Below are 15,567 nucleotides of genomic sequence, written 5' to 3' on the forward strand. Positions count from 1 at the left end.
GCGCGCCCTTCACAGCACACCGATCAGCTGCACTTCAAAGGTGACAGGCTGACCCGCAAGCGGGTGGTTGAAATCAAACAGCGCCCACTCACCGGCCGGGTCCATCTCGCGCACCACGCCGGCGAACGAGCCCTGGCCATCGGGCGTGGGGAACTGCACCACATCGCCCACGCTCCAGGTTTCGTCCGGATCGCCCAGCTCCCGTAGCAGCTTCAGCGCCACGCGCTGCAGCATCTCGGGGTTGCGCGGCCCGAAGGCCTCACCGGCTTCGAGTTGCAGCGTCGTGCGGGTGCCTTCGGCCAGGCCGATCAGACGGGCCTCGATGGCGGGCGACAACTCGCCCGAGCCCAACGACAGCGTGGCGGGCTTGTCGTTGAAGGTGTTGATCACATCGCCGCCATCCGGGCCGGCCAGACGGTAGTGCAGCGTGAGGAAGGAGCCGGGGGCGACTGTGGGGACGGCGGTGGTCATGGTGGGTGGCACACCCTTCGTGAGGATGGGCGGCAGAAATGGGCGAAGCCACAATTTTAGGTTTAGGAAACACCCGGGGACACCACACGATGAAAGACCTGCCCGCCGACATGCGCCCGCGGGAGAAACTGCTGGCCATGGGGCCCGCTGCCCTCACCGACGCAGAGCTGCTCGCGCTGCTGCTGCGCACCGGGCTCAAGGGGCTGGGCGTGTTGCAGATGGCCGACCTGCTCTTGCGCGAGCTGGGCGGGTTTCACGGGTTGTTGCACGCTGCACCCGAGCGACTCCAGCGCATACGGGGACTGGGGCCGGCCAAACGGGCCGAACTGGTGGCCGTGATGGAGATGGCCCGCCGCGGATTGCAAGGCGGGCTGAGCGCCCAGCCGGTGTTCAGCTCGCCCCAGCTGGTGAAGGACTACCTCTGCCTGAGGCTGGGCAACCTGCCGCATGAGGTGTTTGCCGTGTTGTTTCTGGATGCCCAACACCGGCAGATCGCCTGCGAGGAGCTGTTTCGGGGCACGCTGACGCAAACCAGTGTCTACCCGCGCGAGGTGGTCAAGCGCGCGCTCGAACTCAATGCGGGCAGCGTGATCCTGGCGCACAACCACCCTTCCGGCGTGCTGGAGCCGTCGCGGGCCGACGAGCTGCTGACCCAGACACTCAAGAGCAGCCTGAACCTGGTGGATGTCAAGGTGCTGGACCATGTCGTCGTCGGGCGCACGGGCGCCATCTCGTTTGCCGAGCGCGGCTTGATGTAGCACCAAGTTGGGTTAGGCTTCGGCCCGTGAGCCGAGACGCCAAACCGCCCGCCAACGTCAGCCTGCGCGATTTCGCCGACCTCAAGCGCGCCTTGAAAGAGGCCGCCAAGGAGGCCGCTGCGCGCCTGGAGCAGGAGCGCGCTGAGCGCGCGCGTCGCCACGCGCGTGAAGCCGAAGGCGCGCTGTTCCGCCAGGCCGTTGGCCCGGTGCACCCCTTGCCGGACGATGGTCGCCATACGGTCGATGCGCCCAAGGCGCCGCCCGTCCCTGCCCGGCGCCAGGCGGACGAGCAGGCAGTGTTGCGCGAATCGCTGTCAGACGAGTTCGACGTGGAAAGCCTGCTGGAAACCGATGAATCGCTGTCATGGCGACGGCCGGAGCTGGGCATCGACGTTGTGCGCAAGCTGCGACGCGGGGTGTGGGCGCTGCAGGGTGAACTCGATTTGCATGGGCTGCGCACCGACGAGGCGCGAGAGCAAATGGCGCAGTTCCTGCGCGAGGCCCAGACCCGCGGCTGGCGCTGCGTGCGTGTGGTGCACGGCAAAGGCCTGGGCTCGCCCGGCCGCCAGCCGGTGCTCAAGGACAAGGTGCGACGCTGGCTGGTGCAAAGTGAGCGCGTACTCGCGTTCGTGCAGGCTCGCGCCGACGAAGGGGGCGCAGGGGCGCTGGTGGTGCTGCTCAAACCGGGCAAGAGCGGACGAACCACCTCTGTTTGAGGGCTGGTCAAAGAGGCTCGGCGCGCCTAACATGTGACGAGTTGTTAGAAACGTCCGGGAATATTTCACCATGCGCTTCACCCATTTGCTCCGTCACGCATTCGGCGCCGCTGCGCTGGCCTTTGTGTCCGTGGCCCACTCGGCTACGCCCGGTGTGGTGCAGGGCCCGATGGGCTGGTATGAAGACATCCGTTTCTACACCCCTGCAACCGCTGACGTACCGGTGCGAGAGGGCACGCCCATCACGGTGTACGACCTCTTCCCGGCGATGACCTTCCAGACGTCCACGCAGGGCAAGCTGACTGTGGATTCCTGGGATTTCGCAGCGGATTGGAGCGCAGAGATCGTTCAGACCCTGTCTCCCGCCTACCGCGGGCTTGGTGCCGGGGCCAATGGCATGGTGGACAGCCACGAAACCCTGCATCTGCAGTTCAACAGCGCCACCACGCCGCGCCGCGTGGACCTGGTCGGCCTGGAGCTGTTCTTCACGTCGTCGCTGACGTCCGTCGACCTGCTCTTCGGCGAACTGCCGACGACCCTGTCCATCCACAACGCCACGGTCACGACCGTGGATGGCATCACGCGGGCACAGTGGTGGTTCAGCCAGCCGTACTCGTCGACGACAGGCGAGTTCACCTTGTCCAACAGTCAGGGCGCCTACTACCTCGGCGGCGTGCAGGTCGCGGCCGTGCCCGAGCCGGAAAGCATCGCCTTGCTGCTGGCCGGCGTGGCCGTGGTGGGTGCGACCACACTGCGTCGGCGCAGCAGCGCCTGAACACGCAGGTGCGCAGGGCTCAGACGCCCTTGTTGCGCATCCAGTCGGCCGTCTGAAAGAAGGCCTGAGCCAGACGCACGCGCAACGGCTCGGGGACCTCGCATTCGCCCATGGCCTGCGTCATGCAGGCCACCCACTCGTCGCGCTCCCGGATGCCGATGGCAAAGGGCAGGTGACGCGCGCGCAGGCGAGGATGGCCAAACCGCGAGATGTAGTGATCGGGACCGCCCAGCCAACCGCACAGAAACCAGAACAGCTTGTCTCGGGCATCGTCTAGGCTCGGACCGTGCGCCGCGCGCAGGGCGGTGTAGGCCGGCTCCAGGTCCATCAGGTCGTAGAAACGGTCGACGAGGGCCCGCACAGCCGGCTCGCCCCCAAGCAGCGCAAAGGCGGTGTCAGAGGACGCGTCGGCCGCATCCTCAGCATGTTCAGCTTCGCTCATGTGCTCAGTTTGACACAGGCGAGCGGGCCAGCAACCGCGTGGCCACCTGGACGACACCCTGCGCGGCGGGACTGCCCGGATGCAGTTCGAGCAGCAACTGACGCTTCTGTACCGCTTCGCGGACGCTGACATCCTGCGGAATGTCGCCCAGGTAGGCAAGCTTGGGCGCCGCGCCGGTCGGGCCTTGCACGAACCGCTCGACCACCTGCTGAAGCTGGTTGCAGATGCCGCGTCCGTCTCCGGCTCGGCCCACCTGGTTGACCACCAGGTTGAGCTGCTCACGGCCCTGCTGCGCAGCGAGCACCTTGATGGTGGCATAGGCGTCGGTCATGGAGGTGGGCTCAGGCGTGGCCACCACGACCACTTCATGGGCCATGGACACGGCATAGAGCACGACATCCGAGATGCCGGCACCGGTGTCGATGATGACCACGTCAAAACGGGGCTTGACGCTCTCGAAGATGCCGTGCAGTTGCTCGCGTACCTCGGGTGTCAACCGGGAGTACTCGACCAAGCCGGAGCCGGCGAGCAGCACCGAGAAGCCGCCGGGCGCAGGCAGGATGGCTTCCTCCAGCTCGGCCTTGCCGGTGAACACGTCGTGGAGCGTGATCTTGGGATACAGGTTGAGCACCACGTCGAGGTTGGCCAGACCCAGGTCGGCATCCAGCACCAGCACCTTGAGGCCCTGGCGGCTGAGCGCCGCGGCCAGATTGGCACTGAAGAAGGTCTTGCCCACGCCGCCCTTGCCGCTGGTGACGGCCACCGTGCGGGCAATGCGGGTTGTCGGGACGGGAGGGGATTCGGTTGCGGGCATGGAGACCATCATGGGGTGGTTTTCGGCGCGTCACCCGCATGACCTGAGGCCGCGGACGCATCGACGGGCGTGAAATTGCCAAACAACAGGCCTTTTTCCTCCGCGCTGACAACAGTCAGCGGCGGCATGTCGAGGCAGGTGCGGTTGCGCCCCTCGGCCTTGGCGCGATAGAGCTGCTGATCGGCCCGCTCCGACCACAGTGTGGCCAGCGAGCGGACCCACTGAGGCGCGAACGCCCCACCGATGCTGACGGTGACATGCAGTTGCTGCCCGCCCACGATGGCCACCGGCCGGTGCGCCACCTTCAGCCGGATGCGCTCGGCCACCGTCTGCCCGAACGCGGGTGGGCAGTTGGGCAGGATGATGGCGAACTCTTCGCCGCCCACGCGCGCGACCAGGTCCATGGGGCGAACGCAATCCTGCAGGCAACGCGCCACGGTCTGGATCACGATGTCGCCGGCCGCATGCCCGTGGGTGTCGTTGACTTTCTTGAAGTGATCAATGTCGGCCAGCAACAGCAGTGCAGGCTCGCCCACACGGGCCACGCGGTCAATCTCTCGGGCGATGGCGGCTTCGAACTGGCGGCGGTTGGCCAGCCCGGTCAGCGCGTCGCGACTGGAGAGGTCGCACAGCCCGTCGATCACGGCCTGCAGCCAGGGCACCGACTGGTCTGCGACGTCTGCGGGCGGCTGCCAGCCGGCCTGACTGAGGAGTGCCAGGGCCTGCTCCAAGCGCAAGCCGTCGGGCACGACGTCCTGGCGGGCAAGCGAGACCGGGTCAAGGTCGATCGAGGCGATGGCAGGCTCCTGCATACAACACGCGGAGATTCAAGTCTAGCAGCGGCGCGTCGGGTAAGCGGACAGGAATACGGGGATTTGCCCCGCCATATCGTCCCCAATCGGCCCGGGCGGCCGGGCATGCTCAAGTCTCCCGGACGGCCGTCCGATAAACCTGACAGGGGCATCTGCCCACGCCGTTCACTGCGCCCGCCGGCATCCTTGTCCATGAGCATCGCCACGCCCGACTCCACGCTGCCGATCGACCGCGAGTTCGACTTCCAGCCCAAGGACTTTGCCCGCGTCCGCGCGTTGATCTACGCGCGGGCCGGCATCAGCCTGCACGAAGGCAAACAGGCCATGGTCTACAGCCGCCTGTCGCGCCGTCTGCGCGAAACAGGCCATCCGAGTTTCGAGGCTTACCTGCAATGGCTGGAAAGCCACAGCGGCCCGCAGGGGGAGCGCGAATGGCAGGAGTTCGTGAACTGCCTCACGACCAATCTGACCTCGTTCTTCCGCGAAGAGCACCACTTTCATGAGTTGGCCAACTGGCTCAAGGCCCGCGGCAGTCAGCCCACGCGCATCTGGTGTTGCGCTTCGTCCACCGGCGAAGAGCCCTACTCGCTGGCCATGACCGTGGCTGAGAACCTCGGCCTGCACGCCCCGGTGAAGATTCTTGCCAGCGACATCGACACAAACGTGCTGGCTGCGGCCTCGCGGGGGGTGTACCCCGCTGACGCCCGAGGGCTGTCGCCCCAGCGGCTGCGCAACTACTTTCTGAAGGGCAAGGGCGCCAACGCCGGCAGCATCCGGGTCAAGCCGGAACTGGCGCGGTTTGTCGAGTTCCGCCCGTTCAACCTGATGCAACCGAGCTGGCAGCTGGGCGAGGCATTCGACATTGTGTTCTGCCGCAACGTGATGATCTATTTCGATGGCCCGACGCAACGCAAGGTGCTCGAGCGCATCCACGCCGTGATGAAACCCAAGGGCCTGTTGTTCGTGGGCCATTCCGAGAACTTCACCGACTCACGCGACCTGTTTGTCCTGCGGGGCAAGACGGTGTATGACCGTGTCTGACGCCGATTGACCCCAAGAGGATCCGAGATGATGAGCACTCCCCCACTGGGCTCCGCCCGCGCCGGCACGGCCCCGCCGGCATCGGCTCTGGCCGGCAACAAGACCGATCGGCTGGCCCGGCTGAAGGCGCGCCTGGCCAAACCCGGTGAAGCGTCGTTCTTCTTCTACGACGCCCACTTTCGCGCCGAAGCCGTCAAGGTGCTGCCTGGTGAGTACTTCGTGTTCAACGAAGACGTGCTGATCATGACCACGCTGGGCTCGTGCATCGCGGTGTGCCTGTGGGATCGGCAGGCCAAAGTGGGCGGCATGAACCACTTCATGCTGCCCGACAGCGGGGGTGGCGCAGGCGATTCGGGCCGCTATGGCTCATATGCGATGGAACTGCTGATCAACGAGATGCTGAAGATGGGTGCCTCGCGCATGACGCTGGAAGCCAAGGTGTTCGGCGGCGGCGCCGTGATCAGCGGCATGAACAGCATCAACGTGGGTGAGCGCAACACCGACTTCGTGATGGAGTACCTGAAGACCGAACGCATCCCCGTGGTGTCGAAGGACGTGCTGGACGTGTATCCACGCAAGGTGTGCTTCCTGCCACACAGCGGCAAGGCCATGGTCAAGCGCCTCGCCCCGACCAATCCCGAGGCCATCGTTCAGCAGGAACGCATGGCTGCCCAGAAAGTGGTCCCCGCCAGCACCGGCGGCGGCACCGTCGATCTGTTCTGACAAGGCGGAGACACAAGATGCCCAAGATTCGTGTGGTCGTGGTGGACGACTCTGCCCTGGTGCGCAGCATGCTGACCGAGATCATCAACCGGCAGCCCGACATGGAATGCATCGGCGCGGCCAGCGACCCGTATGTGGCGCGCGAGATGATCCGCAACCTGAACCCCGACGTGATCACGCTGGATGTGGAGATGCCCCGCATGGACGGCATCGACTTTCTGTCCAAGCTGATGCGCCTGCGGCCGATGCCGGTCGTCATGGTGTCCACGTTGACCGAACGCGGCGCCGAAGTGACCCTGCGCGCGCTGGAGCTGGGCGCCATCGACTTCGTGGCCAAGCCCAAGATCGGTGTGGCCGACGGGCTCAAGCAACTGGCAGCCGAGATCACGGACAAGGTACGCATCGCTTCGAAGGCACGCATCAACCGCGCGCCCTCGCCCGCTCCCGCGGTCGCGCGACCTGGCTCTTCCTCTGCCGCCACGGGCCCCGCGTCCGCTCCCGTGGCGGCACCCGCACCAGCCGCCCTGGGCCGCCTGTCCACCGAGAAGATCATCTTCATCGGGGCCTCGACCGGCGGCACCGAAGCCACCAAGGAGGTGCTGGTGACGCTGCCGGCCGATGCGCCAGCCGTCGTGATCACGCAGCACATGCCACCGGGCTTCACGCGCAGCTATGCCGCCCGCCTGGACAGCCTGTGCCGCATCCGCGTCAAGGAAGCCACCGACGGCGAACGCATCCTGCCCGGCCACGCCTACATCGCACCGGGCGGCCTGCACCTGAGCGTGGAGCGCTCGGGCGCCAACTACATCGCACGCGTACAGGACGGCGAGCCGGTGAACCGGCACAAGCCCAGTGTGGAGGTGCTGTTCAAATCGGCCGCCAGGATCGTGGGCCGCAACGCCATCGGCATCATGCTCACGGGCATGGGGGCGGACGGCGCCAAGGCCATGCGAGAAATGAAGGATGCAGGGGCCTACTGCGTGGCGCAGGATGAGGCCAGTTGTGTCGTGTTCGGCATGCCGCGCGAGGCGATCGCGGCGGGCGCCGTGGACGAGATCCTGCCGCTCAAGCAGATCGCACCCCACCTGATGGACCACCTGCGCAGCACGGTGGGTCAGGCGCTCAGCCGCGTCTGAGGCTTGTGAGGGTTCATCAAGGTCGCCCGACAAACAGCATCAGCGTGGCGCCCCGCACCGGGCTGTAGCCAACAGCCCCATACACGGGGCCGATCGCGGTGTCGGCACCCAGATACAGGCTGCCGCCCCAGCGCAGGCGGCCCTTGCCGACATCTTCGAATCGGTCCCACGCATTGCCGGCCTCCAGACTGCTGCCGAAGTACGTTCCGCGCGTGAGGCTCATGTCGGTCAGGCGGATGCGGTAGCCCAGGCGCACCACGCCGACCTGCGGCCCGCTGATCTGGAAGGGGGCGTAGCCCGAGAGCTGCTGAAAACCGCCCAAGCCGAATCGGGGGACCTCTGGTTGCGCACCGTCACTGAGCGCCAGCCGGCCATGCAGCGACCAGGTGTGCAGGCCCCAGGTGTGAACGGCCTGCGCCTGCAACTGCAGTGCGCGCGTGTCACCACTGTCGATGTCCGAGCCACCACGGCGGGCCAGTTCGCCCTGGAACCATTGCCCCTCGATGCGCCAGCCGGACAGCGGAAAGAAGGCGTGATCAAGCTGATCGAACACGGCCCTGAGGCGCCAGCCCTGTTCGCGCCACCGCTGGACGTCCAGGCCCTCGCCACCGCGGCTGCGCACAAAGGCATCGGACACCAGCTCCGGGTCGTCCCGGTGCCATTGGCGTACCCACCCCAGGCGCCACTCGCCCAACTCGCGCCAGTTCAGTCCGCCATCCAATGCGATCTCGCTGCCCTGACGCCGCACCTGAGCGGCCCGGGCGCCGTCGGGATCATCGTGGAAGTCGAGGGTCCGCCGCTGGGTGGCTGCCGATGCCGACAAGAAGGCGCTCAGGCCGTCAGGTAGCTGGATCACCAGCGGCCGCCACCACTCCGTGCTCAGGGCCGGCGCCGTGCCCAGACGCGCGAAGTTGCGCCACTCACTCCCATTGGCGTCGGCCCAGTGACGGGTGTGTACCAGCTTGAGGTTGAAGCTGCTGCGGCCACGGTTGTCGGCGCTGAAGTCCATGCCCAACTGCAGATAGTCGGGACCCCAGGGCTTGTCCTGCAGGTCGAACACCAGCCCCTGTCCGCCGTCGGGCGCCGGCACCAGCCGGTAGTCTGTGCGCAGGTAGTCACCTGTGGCGGCCAGGGTGACGAGGTCCTTCTCGGCGCGGGTCACGTCAAACAACTGGCCCGGCTGCGTGCGCAGAATGTCAGGCCGCGCCCCGGGATGGGTCAGCTTCGAGCCTTCAAAGCGCACGAACTGCAACGGCCCGGGGGTGGGCAGGCGCAGCATCCGTTGCGACCGCCAGCGGGCGTACTCGGCCTCGGAGACCTTGAGGTCCTGCATGCGCAACACCATCGCCTCGGCCTGGGTTTCACCCAGCGTGACGAACTCGACCGCACGGGTGAAGTCGGCAGCCGTGAGCCCATCGAGCTGCGGGGAGATCAGCACATCGCCCGGGGTGAGCGTGGCCAGGCTGCGCTGCACGTTCTGCTCGGTCAGGATGTTGATCATCTGGGCCGTCACGCCTGTGAACGTCGACAGGGTGTCGCGCGGCGCCAGCGGCGTGCCCACATTGACGACGATCAGGCGCTGGGCGCCCATGCCGCGGGCCACATCGACTGGCGTGTTGTTGACCAGACCGCCATCACCAAGGATCCGGCCCTTCACCTCGACCGGCGCGAAGATTCCGGGCACGGACATGGAGCTGCGCAAGGCGATGGCCAGGTCGCCCTGCTCCATCACCAGAGCCTGGCCGGTTTCCATGTCGGTGGCCACCGCCCTGAACGGGATGGGCAGCTTGTCGAAATGATCGGCGTGGCTGGCTGGCAGCGTGAGCCGCCGCAGATGGGATTCCAGCACCCGGCTTGACAGCGAGCCCAGCGGCGCCAGCAGCCCATCGCGCCCGACGCCCACCTCGATCAGGGGCGAAACCTCGAAATCCTGCTCCTTGCGCCGCTGCGACAGGTCTGGCCGGTCCACGCGGCTGGCGAAGACATTGCCCCAATCGAGACGGCGCACCTCTGCCTCGATCTGGGTGGCCGTCAGCCCGCTGGCATACAGGCCGCCCACGATGGCTCCCATGGAGGTGCCGGCAATCACGTCGACCGGAATGCGTTCGCGCTCCAGTACCTTGAGCACGCCGACATGGGCGAGCCCCCGGGCGCCGCCGCCGGACAGGACCAGACCCACCCTTGGGCGATCCGGCAGCGCGTCGCCCTGCGGCCCAGACAAAGGTGGCGCCGCATGGGCAGCGCCCGACAGGGCGCACGCCACCCAGACGCCGACCGCCACCTTGTGGCATGCGGCACGCAGAAGCGGGAGAACGGCAGAACGCAGCATGGCGGCCATTGTGCCGCGTCAAGGCCCCAGGGCGTCAAAGGCCCGCAGCGCGCGCGCTGTTGATCTGGGTCATGGCGGCGCAGGCCGAACAAGGGTCAGATAGAGGTACCCGAAGGGGGTATCTGACCGGAGACCAACATGCAAGCCTGGATTGACTTCTTCACCACCGACTACGGCCTCATGAGCTTGGCCGTGATTGCCTTCATGTTTGTGATGCTGGGCTACATCGGCTGGTTTGTGAACAAGCACGTCAAGGCCGACACGGAGGCGCATGACCGCCTCGTGAAAGAAGGCCGCGCCACCTGACAGCGGGTTCAGGCGTTGCCGTGGCGCTGCAGGAAATCGCGGTAAGCCAGGGCAATGCCCTCATCCAGATCGACGCGGGGGCGCCAGCCCAGCGCCGTCAGCTGTGAGACGTCCATCAGCTTGCGCGGCGTGCCGTCGGGCTTGCTGGTGTCGAAAGTGAGTCGACCCTCGAAGCCCACCACGCGGACGACCCGTTCGGCCAGTTCGCGGATCGACACATCGGTGCCGCAGCCCACGTTGATCAGCGGGCCGTCGTAGCCGCGCTCCATCAGGAACACACAGGCATCGGCCAGGTCGTCTGCGTAGAGGAACTCGCGCAGGGGCGTGCCCGTGCCCCACACCACCAGTTCGGCGTCTCCACGCTGCTTGGCTTCGTGCGCCTTGCGGATCAGTGCCGGCAGCACGTGGCTGTTGTTGAGGTCGTAGTTGTCGTTCGGACCGTACAGATTGGTGGGCATCGCGCTGGTGTACTGCCGCCCGTACTGCTGGTTGTAGGCCTCGGCCAGCTTGATGCCGGCGATCTTGGCGATCGCATACGGCTCATTGGTGGGCTCCAGCGGGCCGGTCAGCAGGTATTCCTCTTTCAACGGCTGGGGGGCCAACTTGGGATAGATGCAGCTGGAGCCCAGGAACATCAGCCGCTGCACGTCAGCCAGATGGGCGCCGTGGATCAGGTTGGCTTCGATGACCAGGTTCTGGTAGAGAAAGTCGGCGCGGTAGGTGTTGTTGGCATGGATGCCGCCCACCTTGGCCGCCGCGATGAACAAGTAGTCGGGCCTCTCGGCCCGCAGAAAGTCATGCACCGCCTGCTGGTTGAGCAGATCCAGCTCTTGCCGGCTGCGGGTGATCACGTTGGTGTAGCCCGCCGATTGCAGGCGGCGCACGATGGCGCTGCCCACCATGCCGCGGTGGCCGGCCACAAAAATCCTGGCGGTGTTTTGCATGAAAGTGAGGCTCCTGAAGCGCCTCAGTATAGACAGGGCGCTCGCGACCTGCGCACGCATGTCGCGCCATGCCCCCGATCAGGCAAAAGGCCAGCGCGTGTGACGGCGCTGGCCTTGTCCTAGTCAATGCGACAGCAGTCGCTGATGCGGATCAGGGTTTGTAGGTGAGCGGCGCCAGCGAGTTGCCCGGAGCGATGCTGCTGCAGTTCTGCGGCGCTGCCTTGCCAGCAAAGCGGTCGTCCATCCAGGCGGTCGCCCACGGCAGCCAGTTGGCCATGGTCACGAAGTGGCTCGTTCCCCACTCCTTGTGCTCCACCGGCACGCCCTTCTGGCAGAACTGACGCGCCAGCGCGCGAACATCGCCCGCCAGCATCACGCCATCACCCGCCCCCCAGGTCGGCGAAGGCTTGGTGCCTTCCCAGATGCCGCCGGTGCCTTGACCAATCTGCAGCGGGATGTCAGGCGTGCCGCCAGTGCCCATGATGACCTTGTTCACGGCCATGACGTACGGCTCGATCTTGGTGCGATCCTGGTACTCGGGCTTGACGAGGTCCTTCCAGGTGACGTTGCGGTACTGGCCCAGCACGTAGGCAATCGAGGCCTTCTGCATCTTGTTGTAGACCTCGACGCCACGCGCGGTCAGGTAAGGATGCAGGTCGATCTCATAGGCGCGCGCCACGCCGATGACGGCCATGGGCATCACACCGCCCCAGATGGGGGTGCCTTCGACATAGGTCAGGTTGTGCTCGGGGCTCACCAGCACACCGCCATAAGCCGCACCGATCAGGTTGGGCTTGAGGTCGGGCGCGTAGGTCGGCGCCAGCTCGGCAGCCCAACCGGTGGCGATGGCGCCGCCAGAGTAGCCCATCATCGCCACCTTGGCATCGCGGGCCAGGTTGAGTTGCGGCGCATTGAGGGCCGCGCGAATCGAATCCAAGGTGTTGTAACCGTACTCAGGGCCGGCGGCGAAATTGGCTTTCTGCCCCTGGGTGTCAGAAATGACGACGGTGTAGCCGTTCTTCACATACTTGCCAAAGAGCACGGTTTCGACGGCGGGCAGCAGGTCAGGCAGGCGCTTGCCGCCAGCGTAGGCGCGCGAAGGACCGTCTTCCGGGTTCAGCGAGTCATAGAACGATTGGTAAGACACCACCTTGTTCTTGTTCGCACAGCTGGCCTTGCTGCAGTCTGGCGTGAAGATGGTGGTGACGTTGGCCGCGGGTCGCAGCAGGGCGTCGGTCGACCGGTAGACCAGTTGCGTGGCCTGGAGGGTCGTCTTGATGCCAGCGATGTACACCGAGATCGTGCGGCTCTTGAGCACGGTGCCCGGAGCGAAGTCGGCCAACGGGGTGCTGCCGGTGTACTGGAAGAACGGATCCGGGGTGGTGGTGGCGCTGGCCACGTTTGGCAGCATGAGCGCGGCGACGGCGAGCTGAGCAGCGGTCAGCGCAAGCGGGCGGGTGTTCAAGCGAAATCGCATCAGGGTCTCCTGGAGTCACGGGTATGCGTTAAATCCGCACCAGTTTCCGCACCCCATCACCGGCGAGACTGTCGCCTGATGGTCATTCGTTGGCCACAAGCCTCGCATCTCAGGGTTAGACCGGGGCTGGCGGGCCTGCTCAGCACCCAGACAAACCCGGTTTGATCAGCAAATCATCCCTGAGCGATGGGCCCGGATCAGGCGCGCAACAAGGCGGCTCCTTTGATCTGGGCATACACCGACTGCCCCACCTGCAGGTCAAGCGCCTGCGCCGAGCGGGCCGTGACGCGCGCCAGCACCGCCTGCCTCGGCGCCAGCGCCAGACGCAGCATCACGCTGCCCGCGCCGTCGTCTCGCGCGGCTTCGACCACGGCAGGCACGATATTGAGAATGCTGCTGTCGACGGCGCGACTGAGGGCCACGCTGACATCCCGCGCCAGCACCCGCAGACGCACGGTCTGCCCGACCTCGGCCGGCACCCGGCGTACCCAGAGACCGGGCGCCTCCCTCGATGCACCGTCGCCTCCAGGCGCCCAGGTCAGCAGGCTCAGCCCATGCACCTCGTCATGGCCGCGCACCTGCAACGACAACACAGCTGCCGCGTCGTCCAGCGCCGCCAGCGGTGTATCCGCACGCGACATCAGCGCCAGCGCCGGGCCGGCCGCCTGGACGCGGCCCTGCGCCATCAGCACGAGGTGATCCGCCAGACGGGCTGCCTCATCCAGCGCATGGGTGACATAGACGATGGGCCGCCCACCCCGAGCCAGGGCCTCCAGATAGGGCAGCACTTCGGCCTTGCGTGCGGCGTCGAGCGCCGACAGAGGTTCATCCATCAACAGCACGGCCGGGCTTGTCAGCAAAGCCCGCGCGATGGCCACCCGCTGCCGCTCGCCCCCCGACAGCCCTTGCGGGCGCCGCTTCAGCAGATGGCCAATGCCCAGCAGAGACACGGCTTCGTCCAGCGTGGTGTGACGCTGGGCAGGCGGCACGCGGCGGTGACCATACAACAGGTTGGCGCGCACATCGAGGTGCGCAAACAGGCTGGCCTCCTGAAAAACCATGCCCAGCGGACGTTCGTGTACAGGCAGCCACCGGCCTTGGGCGTCGTCTTGCCACACCTGGCGGCCAACACGGACGCGGCCGCGCGCGCGCGTGAGCCCGGCCAGCGCACGCAGCAAGGTGGTCTTGCCACAGCCCGAGGGCCCGAGCAACACGCTGACACCCTGGGCCGGCAGTTGCAGGTCCACCGACAGCGCAAACCCCGGCAGGGTCAACTGCAACTGCGCTGCAATGCCGACCGGCTCGTGGGGCGCGCTCACGTGGGCACCCCCTGTGCGCCCTGCCCCCCCGCCCGGCGTGCGTTCAGCAGGTACAGCGCCAGCATGACCAAAAAGCCAAATAGCACCATGCCCCCGGCCAGCCAGTGGGCGTTGGCCCACTCCTGCGCCTCGACGTGACCATACAGGGCCACTGACAGCACGCGCGTGGCGCCGGGAATGTTGCCACCGATCATCAGCACCACGCCGAACTCGCCTACGGTGTGCGCAAAACCGAGCACGGCCGCAGTCAGGAAGCCCGGGCGGGCCTGCGGCAAGGCCACCGTGACGAACCGATCCCAGGGGGATGCGCGCAGGGTGGCCGCAACTTCGAGCGGCCGGGGGCCAATGGCCTCAAAAGCCTGCTGCAGTGGCTGCACCACGAATGGCAACGAGTGCAGCGTACACGCCACCACCAGGCCAGGAAAGGTGAAGGGCAAGAGCGCCATCCCCAGCGATTGCATGGCCTGCCCGATCGGGCCTTGCGGGCCCAGCAGCACCAGCAGGTAAAAACCGATGACCGTGGGCGGCAGCACCAGGGGCAAGGCCACCACCGCCGCCACGGGGCCTTTCAAGGCCGAACGCGTGCGGGCCAGCCACCACGCAATGGGCGTGCCGATCAGCAGCAGCAACACGGTGGTGGTTGCCGCCAGTCGGGCGGTCAGCCACAGGGCCTGCCAGTCTTCAGGGTTCAGCGGCAAGGCCATACCCCCAGGTCTGGATGATGTGGCGGGCTGGCGCCGATCGCAGGAAGCGCATCAGGGCTTCCGCCGCCTCCTGCCCCTGCCCCCGCCTGAGCAGCGCGGCGTCTTGGCGGATCGGGCTGTACAGGCGCTCGGGCACCACCCAATGCGAGCCGCGCGCTTGCTGGCCCGGCACGGTCACCTGCGACCACGCCACCAGGCCCAGCTCAGCATTGCCGGTGGAGACAAACTGGAAAGCCTGGGCGATGTTCTCGCCCTGCACGAAGCGCGGCCTCAGGTGTTCCAGCAGGCCCAGAGCCTGCAGCGTCTCGATGGCGGCCGTCCCATAGGGCGCCAGCTTCGGATTGGCCAGCGCCAGCCGCTGGAAGCGGCCTTCGCGCAGCACCCGCCCGTCCGCATCGATCAAGCCCGGCTGCGCGCTCCACAGCACGAGCTTGCCCAGCGAGTAAGTGAATGGGCTGCCTGGCACGGCCAGCCCCTCGGCCACCAGCTTCCTCGGCGTCTCGTCATCGGCCGACAGCAACACCTCGAATGGTGCGCCATTGCGAATCTGGAGGTAGAGCTTGCCGGTGGAAGCCGTCGAGACCCGCACCGTGTGCCCGGTCTGCGCGGCAAAGGCCTGCGCGATCTGCTGAAACGGGGCGGCGAAGTTGGCCGCCACCGCCACCTGCACCGTCGCCGCCATCGGTTGACCCCAGGCCAACGAGAGGATCAGCGCCACGCCGATCAAGCCGCATCGTGTCATGCAAGGACTATATCGTGAGGGGCGCAAGAAAAAAGGGCCGCATCGCTGCGGCCCTTTT

Annotated in this window: 17 protein-coding genes; 7 read left to right on the forward strand and 10 right to left on the reverse strand. The window is 66.7% G+C overall.

The features are described from left to right. Positions 1 to 9: 9 nt before the first annotated feature. Positions 10 to 471: an FKBP-type peptidyl-prolyl cis-trans isomerase gene (locus GTZ97_RS08340; protein WP_161650130.1), complete on the reverse strand. Its 462-nt coding sequence runs from the start codon at positions 469 to 471 to the stop codon at positions 10 to 12. Between the two features lie 89 nt (positions 472 to 560). Here GTZ97_RS08340 and radC point away from each other — a divergent pair, with 89 nt between their 5' ends. The 3 genes from radC to GTZ97_RS08355 all read left to right on the forward strand — a co-directional run bounded on the left by radC (position 561) and on the right by GTZ97_RS08355 (position 2,720). Next, positions 561 to 1,229: a RadC family protein gene (gene radC, locus GTZ97_RS08345; RefSeq protein ID WP_161650131.1), complete on the forward strand. Its 669-nt coding sequence runs from the start codon at positions 561 to 563 to the stop codon at positions 1,227 to 1,229. Positions 1,230 to 1,255: 26 nt separating this feature from the next. Then, entirely contained in the window at positions 1,256 to 1,945 is a 690-nt protein-coding gene (locus tag GTZ97_RS08350) for a Smr/MutS family protein (protein ID WP_161650132.1), read from the forward strand. 70 nt (positions 1,946 to 2,015) lie between these two features. Next, positions 2,016 to 2,720: a PEP-CTERM sorting domain-containing protein gene (locus tag GTZ97_RS08355; protein WP_161650133.1), complete on the forward strand. Its 705-nt coding sequence runs from the start codon at positions 2,016 to 2,018 to the stop codon at positions 2,718 to 2,720. Positions 2,721 to 2,739: 19 nt separating this feature from the next. Here GTZ97_RS08355 and GTZ97_RS08360 read toward each other — a convergent pair whose 3' ends face one another. Genes GTZ97_RS08360 through GTZ97_RS08370 form a run of 3 tightly spaced genes read right to left on the reverse strand, consistent with a single transcriptional unit; the run spans position 2,740 to position 4,788 of the window. Further along, positions 2,740 to 3,162, reverse strand: a complete 423-nt coding sequence (locus GTZ97_RS08360) for a group II truncated hemoglobin (RefSeq protein WP_161650134.1) — start codon at positions 3,160 to 3,162, stop codon at positions 2,740 to 2,742. A 4-nt stretch (positions 3,163 to 3,166) separates the two neighbouring features. Beyond that, positions 3,167 to 3,985, reverse strand: a complete 819-nt coding sequence (locus GTZ97_RS08365) for a MinD/ParA family protein (RefSeq protein WP_161650318.1) — start codon at positions 3,983 to 3,985, stop codon at positions 3,167 to 3,169. Then, on the reverse strand, positions 3,985 to 4,788 hold the full coding sequence (locus GTZ97_RS08370; RefSeq protein WP_161650135.1) for a GGDEF domain-containing protein: 804 nt from the start codon (positions 4,786 to 4,788) through the stop codon (positions 3,985 to 3,987). Before GTZ97_RS08370 ends, GTZ97_RS08365 begins: the two co-directional genes overlap by 1 nt. A gap of 192 nt (positions 4,789 to 4,980) precedes the next feature. Between GTZ97_RS08370 and GTZ97_RS08375 the strand changes: the two genes are divergently transcribed. Genes GTZ97_RS08375 through GTZ97_RS08385 form a run of 3 tightly spaced genes read left to right on the forward strand, consistent with a single transcriptional unit; the run spans position 4,981 to position 7,688 of the window. Beyond that, positions 4,981 to 5,829, forward strand: coding sequence for a CheR family methyltransferase (locus tag GTZ97_RS08375; RefSeq protein ID WP_161650136.1), 849 nt, complete (start codon positions 4,981 to 4,983; stop codon positions 5,827 to 5,829). A gap of 27 nt (positions 5,830 to 5,856) precedes the next feature. Continuing rightward, entirely contained in the window at positions 5,857 to 6,552 is a 696-nt protein-coding gene (cheD, locus tag GTZ97_RS08380) for a chemoreceptor glutamine deamidase CheD (RefSeq protein WP_161650137.1), read from the forward strand. Between the two features lie 17 nt (positions 6,553 to 6,569). After that, positions 6,570 to 7,688, forward strand: coding sequence for a protein-glutamate methylesterase/protein-glutamine glutaminase (locus GTZ97_RS08385; RefSeq protein WP_161650138.1), 1,119 nt, complete (start codon positions 6,570 to 6,572; stop codon positions 7,686 to 7,688). A 16-nt stretch (positions 7,689 to 7,704) separates the two neighbouring features. Here GTZ97_RS08385 and GTZ97_RS08390 read toward each other — a convergent pair whose 3' ends face one another. Beyond that, positions 7,705 to 10,017, reverse strand: a complete 2,313-nt coding sequence (locus GTZ97_RS08390; RefSeq protein WP_161650139.1) for a patatin-like phospholipase family protein — start codon at positions 10,015 to 10,017, stop codon at positions 7,705 to 7,707. A gap of 138 nt (positions 10,018 to 10,155) precedes the next feature. Here GTZ97_RS08390 and GTZ97_RS08395 point away from each other — a divergent pair, with 138 nt between their 5' ends. Continuing rightward, a complete protein-coding gene (locus GTZ97_RS08395) occupies positions 10,156 to 10,323 on the forward strand; it encodes a DUF3149 domain-containing protein (protein ID WP_161650140.1) in 168 nt (55 codons plus the stop codon). A gap of 8 nt (positions 10,324 to 10,331) precedes the next feature. Here the strand turns inward: GTZ97_RS08395 and fcl are convergent, their stop codons facing one another. The 5 genes from fcl to modA form a co-directional block, all read right to left on the reverse strand. Further along, positions 10,332 to 11,267, reverse strand: a complete 936-nt coding sequence (gene fcl, locus GTZ97_RS08400) for a GDP-L-fucose synthase (protein WP_161650141.1) — start codon at positions 11,265 to 11,267, stop codon at positions 10,332 to 10,334. Between the two features lie 151 nt (positions 11,268 to 11,418). Beyond that, positions 11,419 to 12,744, reverse strand: coding sequence for a lipase family protein (locus tag GTZ97_RS08405; protein WP_201748212.1), 1,326 nt, complete (start codon positions 12,742 to 12,744; stop codon positions 11,419 to 11,421). A gap of 197 nt (positions 12,745 to 12,941) precedes the next feature. Next, positions 12,942 to 14,063, reverse strand: coding sequence for a molybdenum ABC transporter ATP-binding protein (gene modC, locus GTZ97_RS08410; RefSeq protein WP_161650142.1), 1,122 nt, complete (start codon positions 14,061 to 14,063; stop codon positions 12,942 to 12,944). After that, positions 14,060 to 14,761: a molybdate ABC transporter permease subunit gene (gene modB, locus GTZ97_RS08415; protein ID WP_407926737.1), complete on the reverse strand. Its 702-nt coding sequence runs from the start codon at positions 14,759 to 14,761 to the stop codon at positions 14,060 to 14,062. Before modB ends, modC begins: the two co-directional genes overlap by 4 nt. Further along, the gene (modA, locus tag GTZ97_RS08420; protein WP_161650144.1) at positions 14,745 to 15,509 is read right to left on the reverse strand and encodes a molybdate ABC transporter substrate-binding protein; all 765 of its coding nucleotides are present in this window, start codon (positions 15,507 to 15,509) and stop codon (positions 14,745 to 14,747) included. Before modA ends, modB begins: the two co-directional genes overlap by 17 nt. Between the last annotated feature and the right edge of the window lie 58 nt (positions 15,510 to 15,567).

This window comes from Aquabacterium fontiphilum (genome assembly GCF_009909205.1).
Classification (GTDB): domain Bacteria; phylum Pseudomonadota; class Gammaproteobacteria; order Burkholderiales; family Burkholderiaceae_C; genus Aquabacterium; species Aquabacterium fontiphilum.

Excerpts from the sequence above, each read along its gene's own strand:
- GTZ97_RS08370 (WP_161650135.1), bottom strand. The coding sequence starts at position 4,788 with ATGCAGGAGCCTGCCATCGCCTCGATCGACCTTGACCCGGTCTCGCTT.
- modA (WP_161650144.1), bottom strand. The coding sequence starts at position 15,509 with ATGACACGATGCGGCTTGATCGGCGTGGCGCTGATCCTCTCGTTGGCC.
- fcl (WP_161650141.1), bottom strand. The coding sequence starts at position 11,267 with ATGCAAAACACCGCCAGGATTTTTGTGGCCGGCCACCGCGGCATGGTG.
- GTZ97_RS08390 (WP_161650139.1), bottom strand. The coding sequence starts at position 10,017 with ATGCTGCGTTCTGCCGTTCTCCCGCTTCTGCGTGCCGCATGCCACAAG.
- cheD (WP_161650137.1), top strand. The coding sequence starts at position 5,857 with ATGATGAGCACTCCCCCACTGGGCTCCGCCCGCGCCGGCACGGCCCCG.
- GTZ97_RS08360 (WP_161650134.1), bottom strand. The coding sequence starts at position 3,162 with ATGAGCGAAGCTGAACATGCTGAGGATGCGGCCGACGCGTCCTCTGAC.
- GTZ97_RS08355 (WP_161650133.1), top strand. The coding sequence starts at position 2,016 with ATGCGCTTCACCCATTTGCTCCGTCACGCATTCGGCGCCGCTGCGCTG.
- GTZ97_RS08375 (WP_161650136.1), top strand. The coding sequence starts at position 4,981 with ATGAGCATCGCCACGCCCGACTCCACGCTGCCGATCGACCGCGAGTTC.
- GTZ97_RS08365 (WP_161650318.1), bottom strand. The coding sequence starts at position 3,985 with ATGGTCTCCATGCCCGCAACCGAATCCCCTCCCGTCCCGACAACCCGC.
- GTZ97_RS08340 (WP_161650130.1), bottom strand. The coding sequence starts at position 471 with ATGACCACCGCCGTCCCCACAGTCGCCCCCGGCTCCTTCCTCACGCTG.
- GTZ97_RS08385 (WP_161650138.1), top strand. The coding sequence starts at position 6,570 with ATGCCCAAGATTCGTGTGGTCGTGGTGGACGACTCTGCCCTGGTGCGC.
- GTZ97_RS08395 (WP_161650140.1), top strand. The coding sequence starts at position 10,156 with ATGCAAGCCTGGATTGACTTCTTCACCACCGACTACGGCCTCATGAGC.
- radC (WP_161650131.1), top strand. The coding sequence starts at position 561 with ATGAAAGACCTGCCCGCCGACATGCGCCCGCGGGAGAAACTGCTGGCC.
- GTZ97_RS08405 (WP_201748212.1), bottom strand. The coding sequence starts at position 12,744 with ATGCGATTTCGCTTGAACACCCGCCCGCTTGCGCTGACCGCTGCTCAG.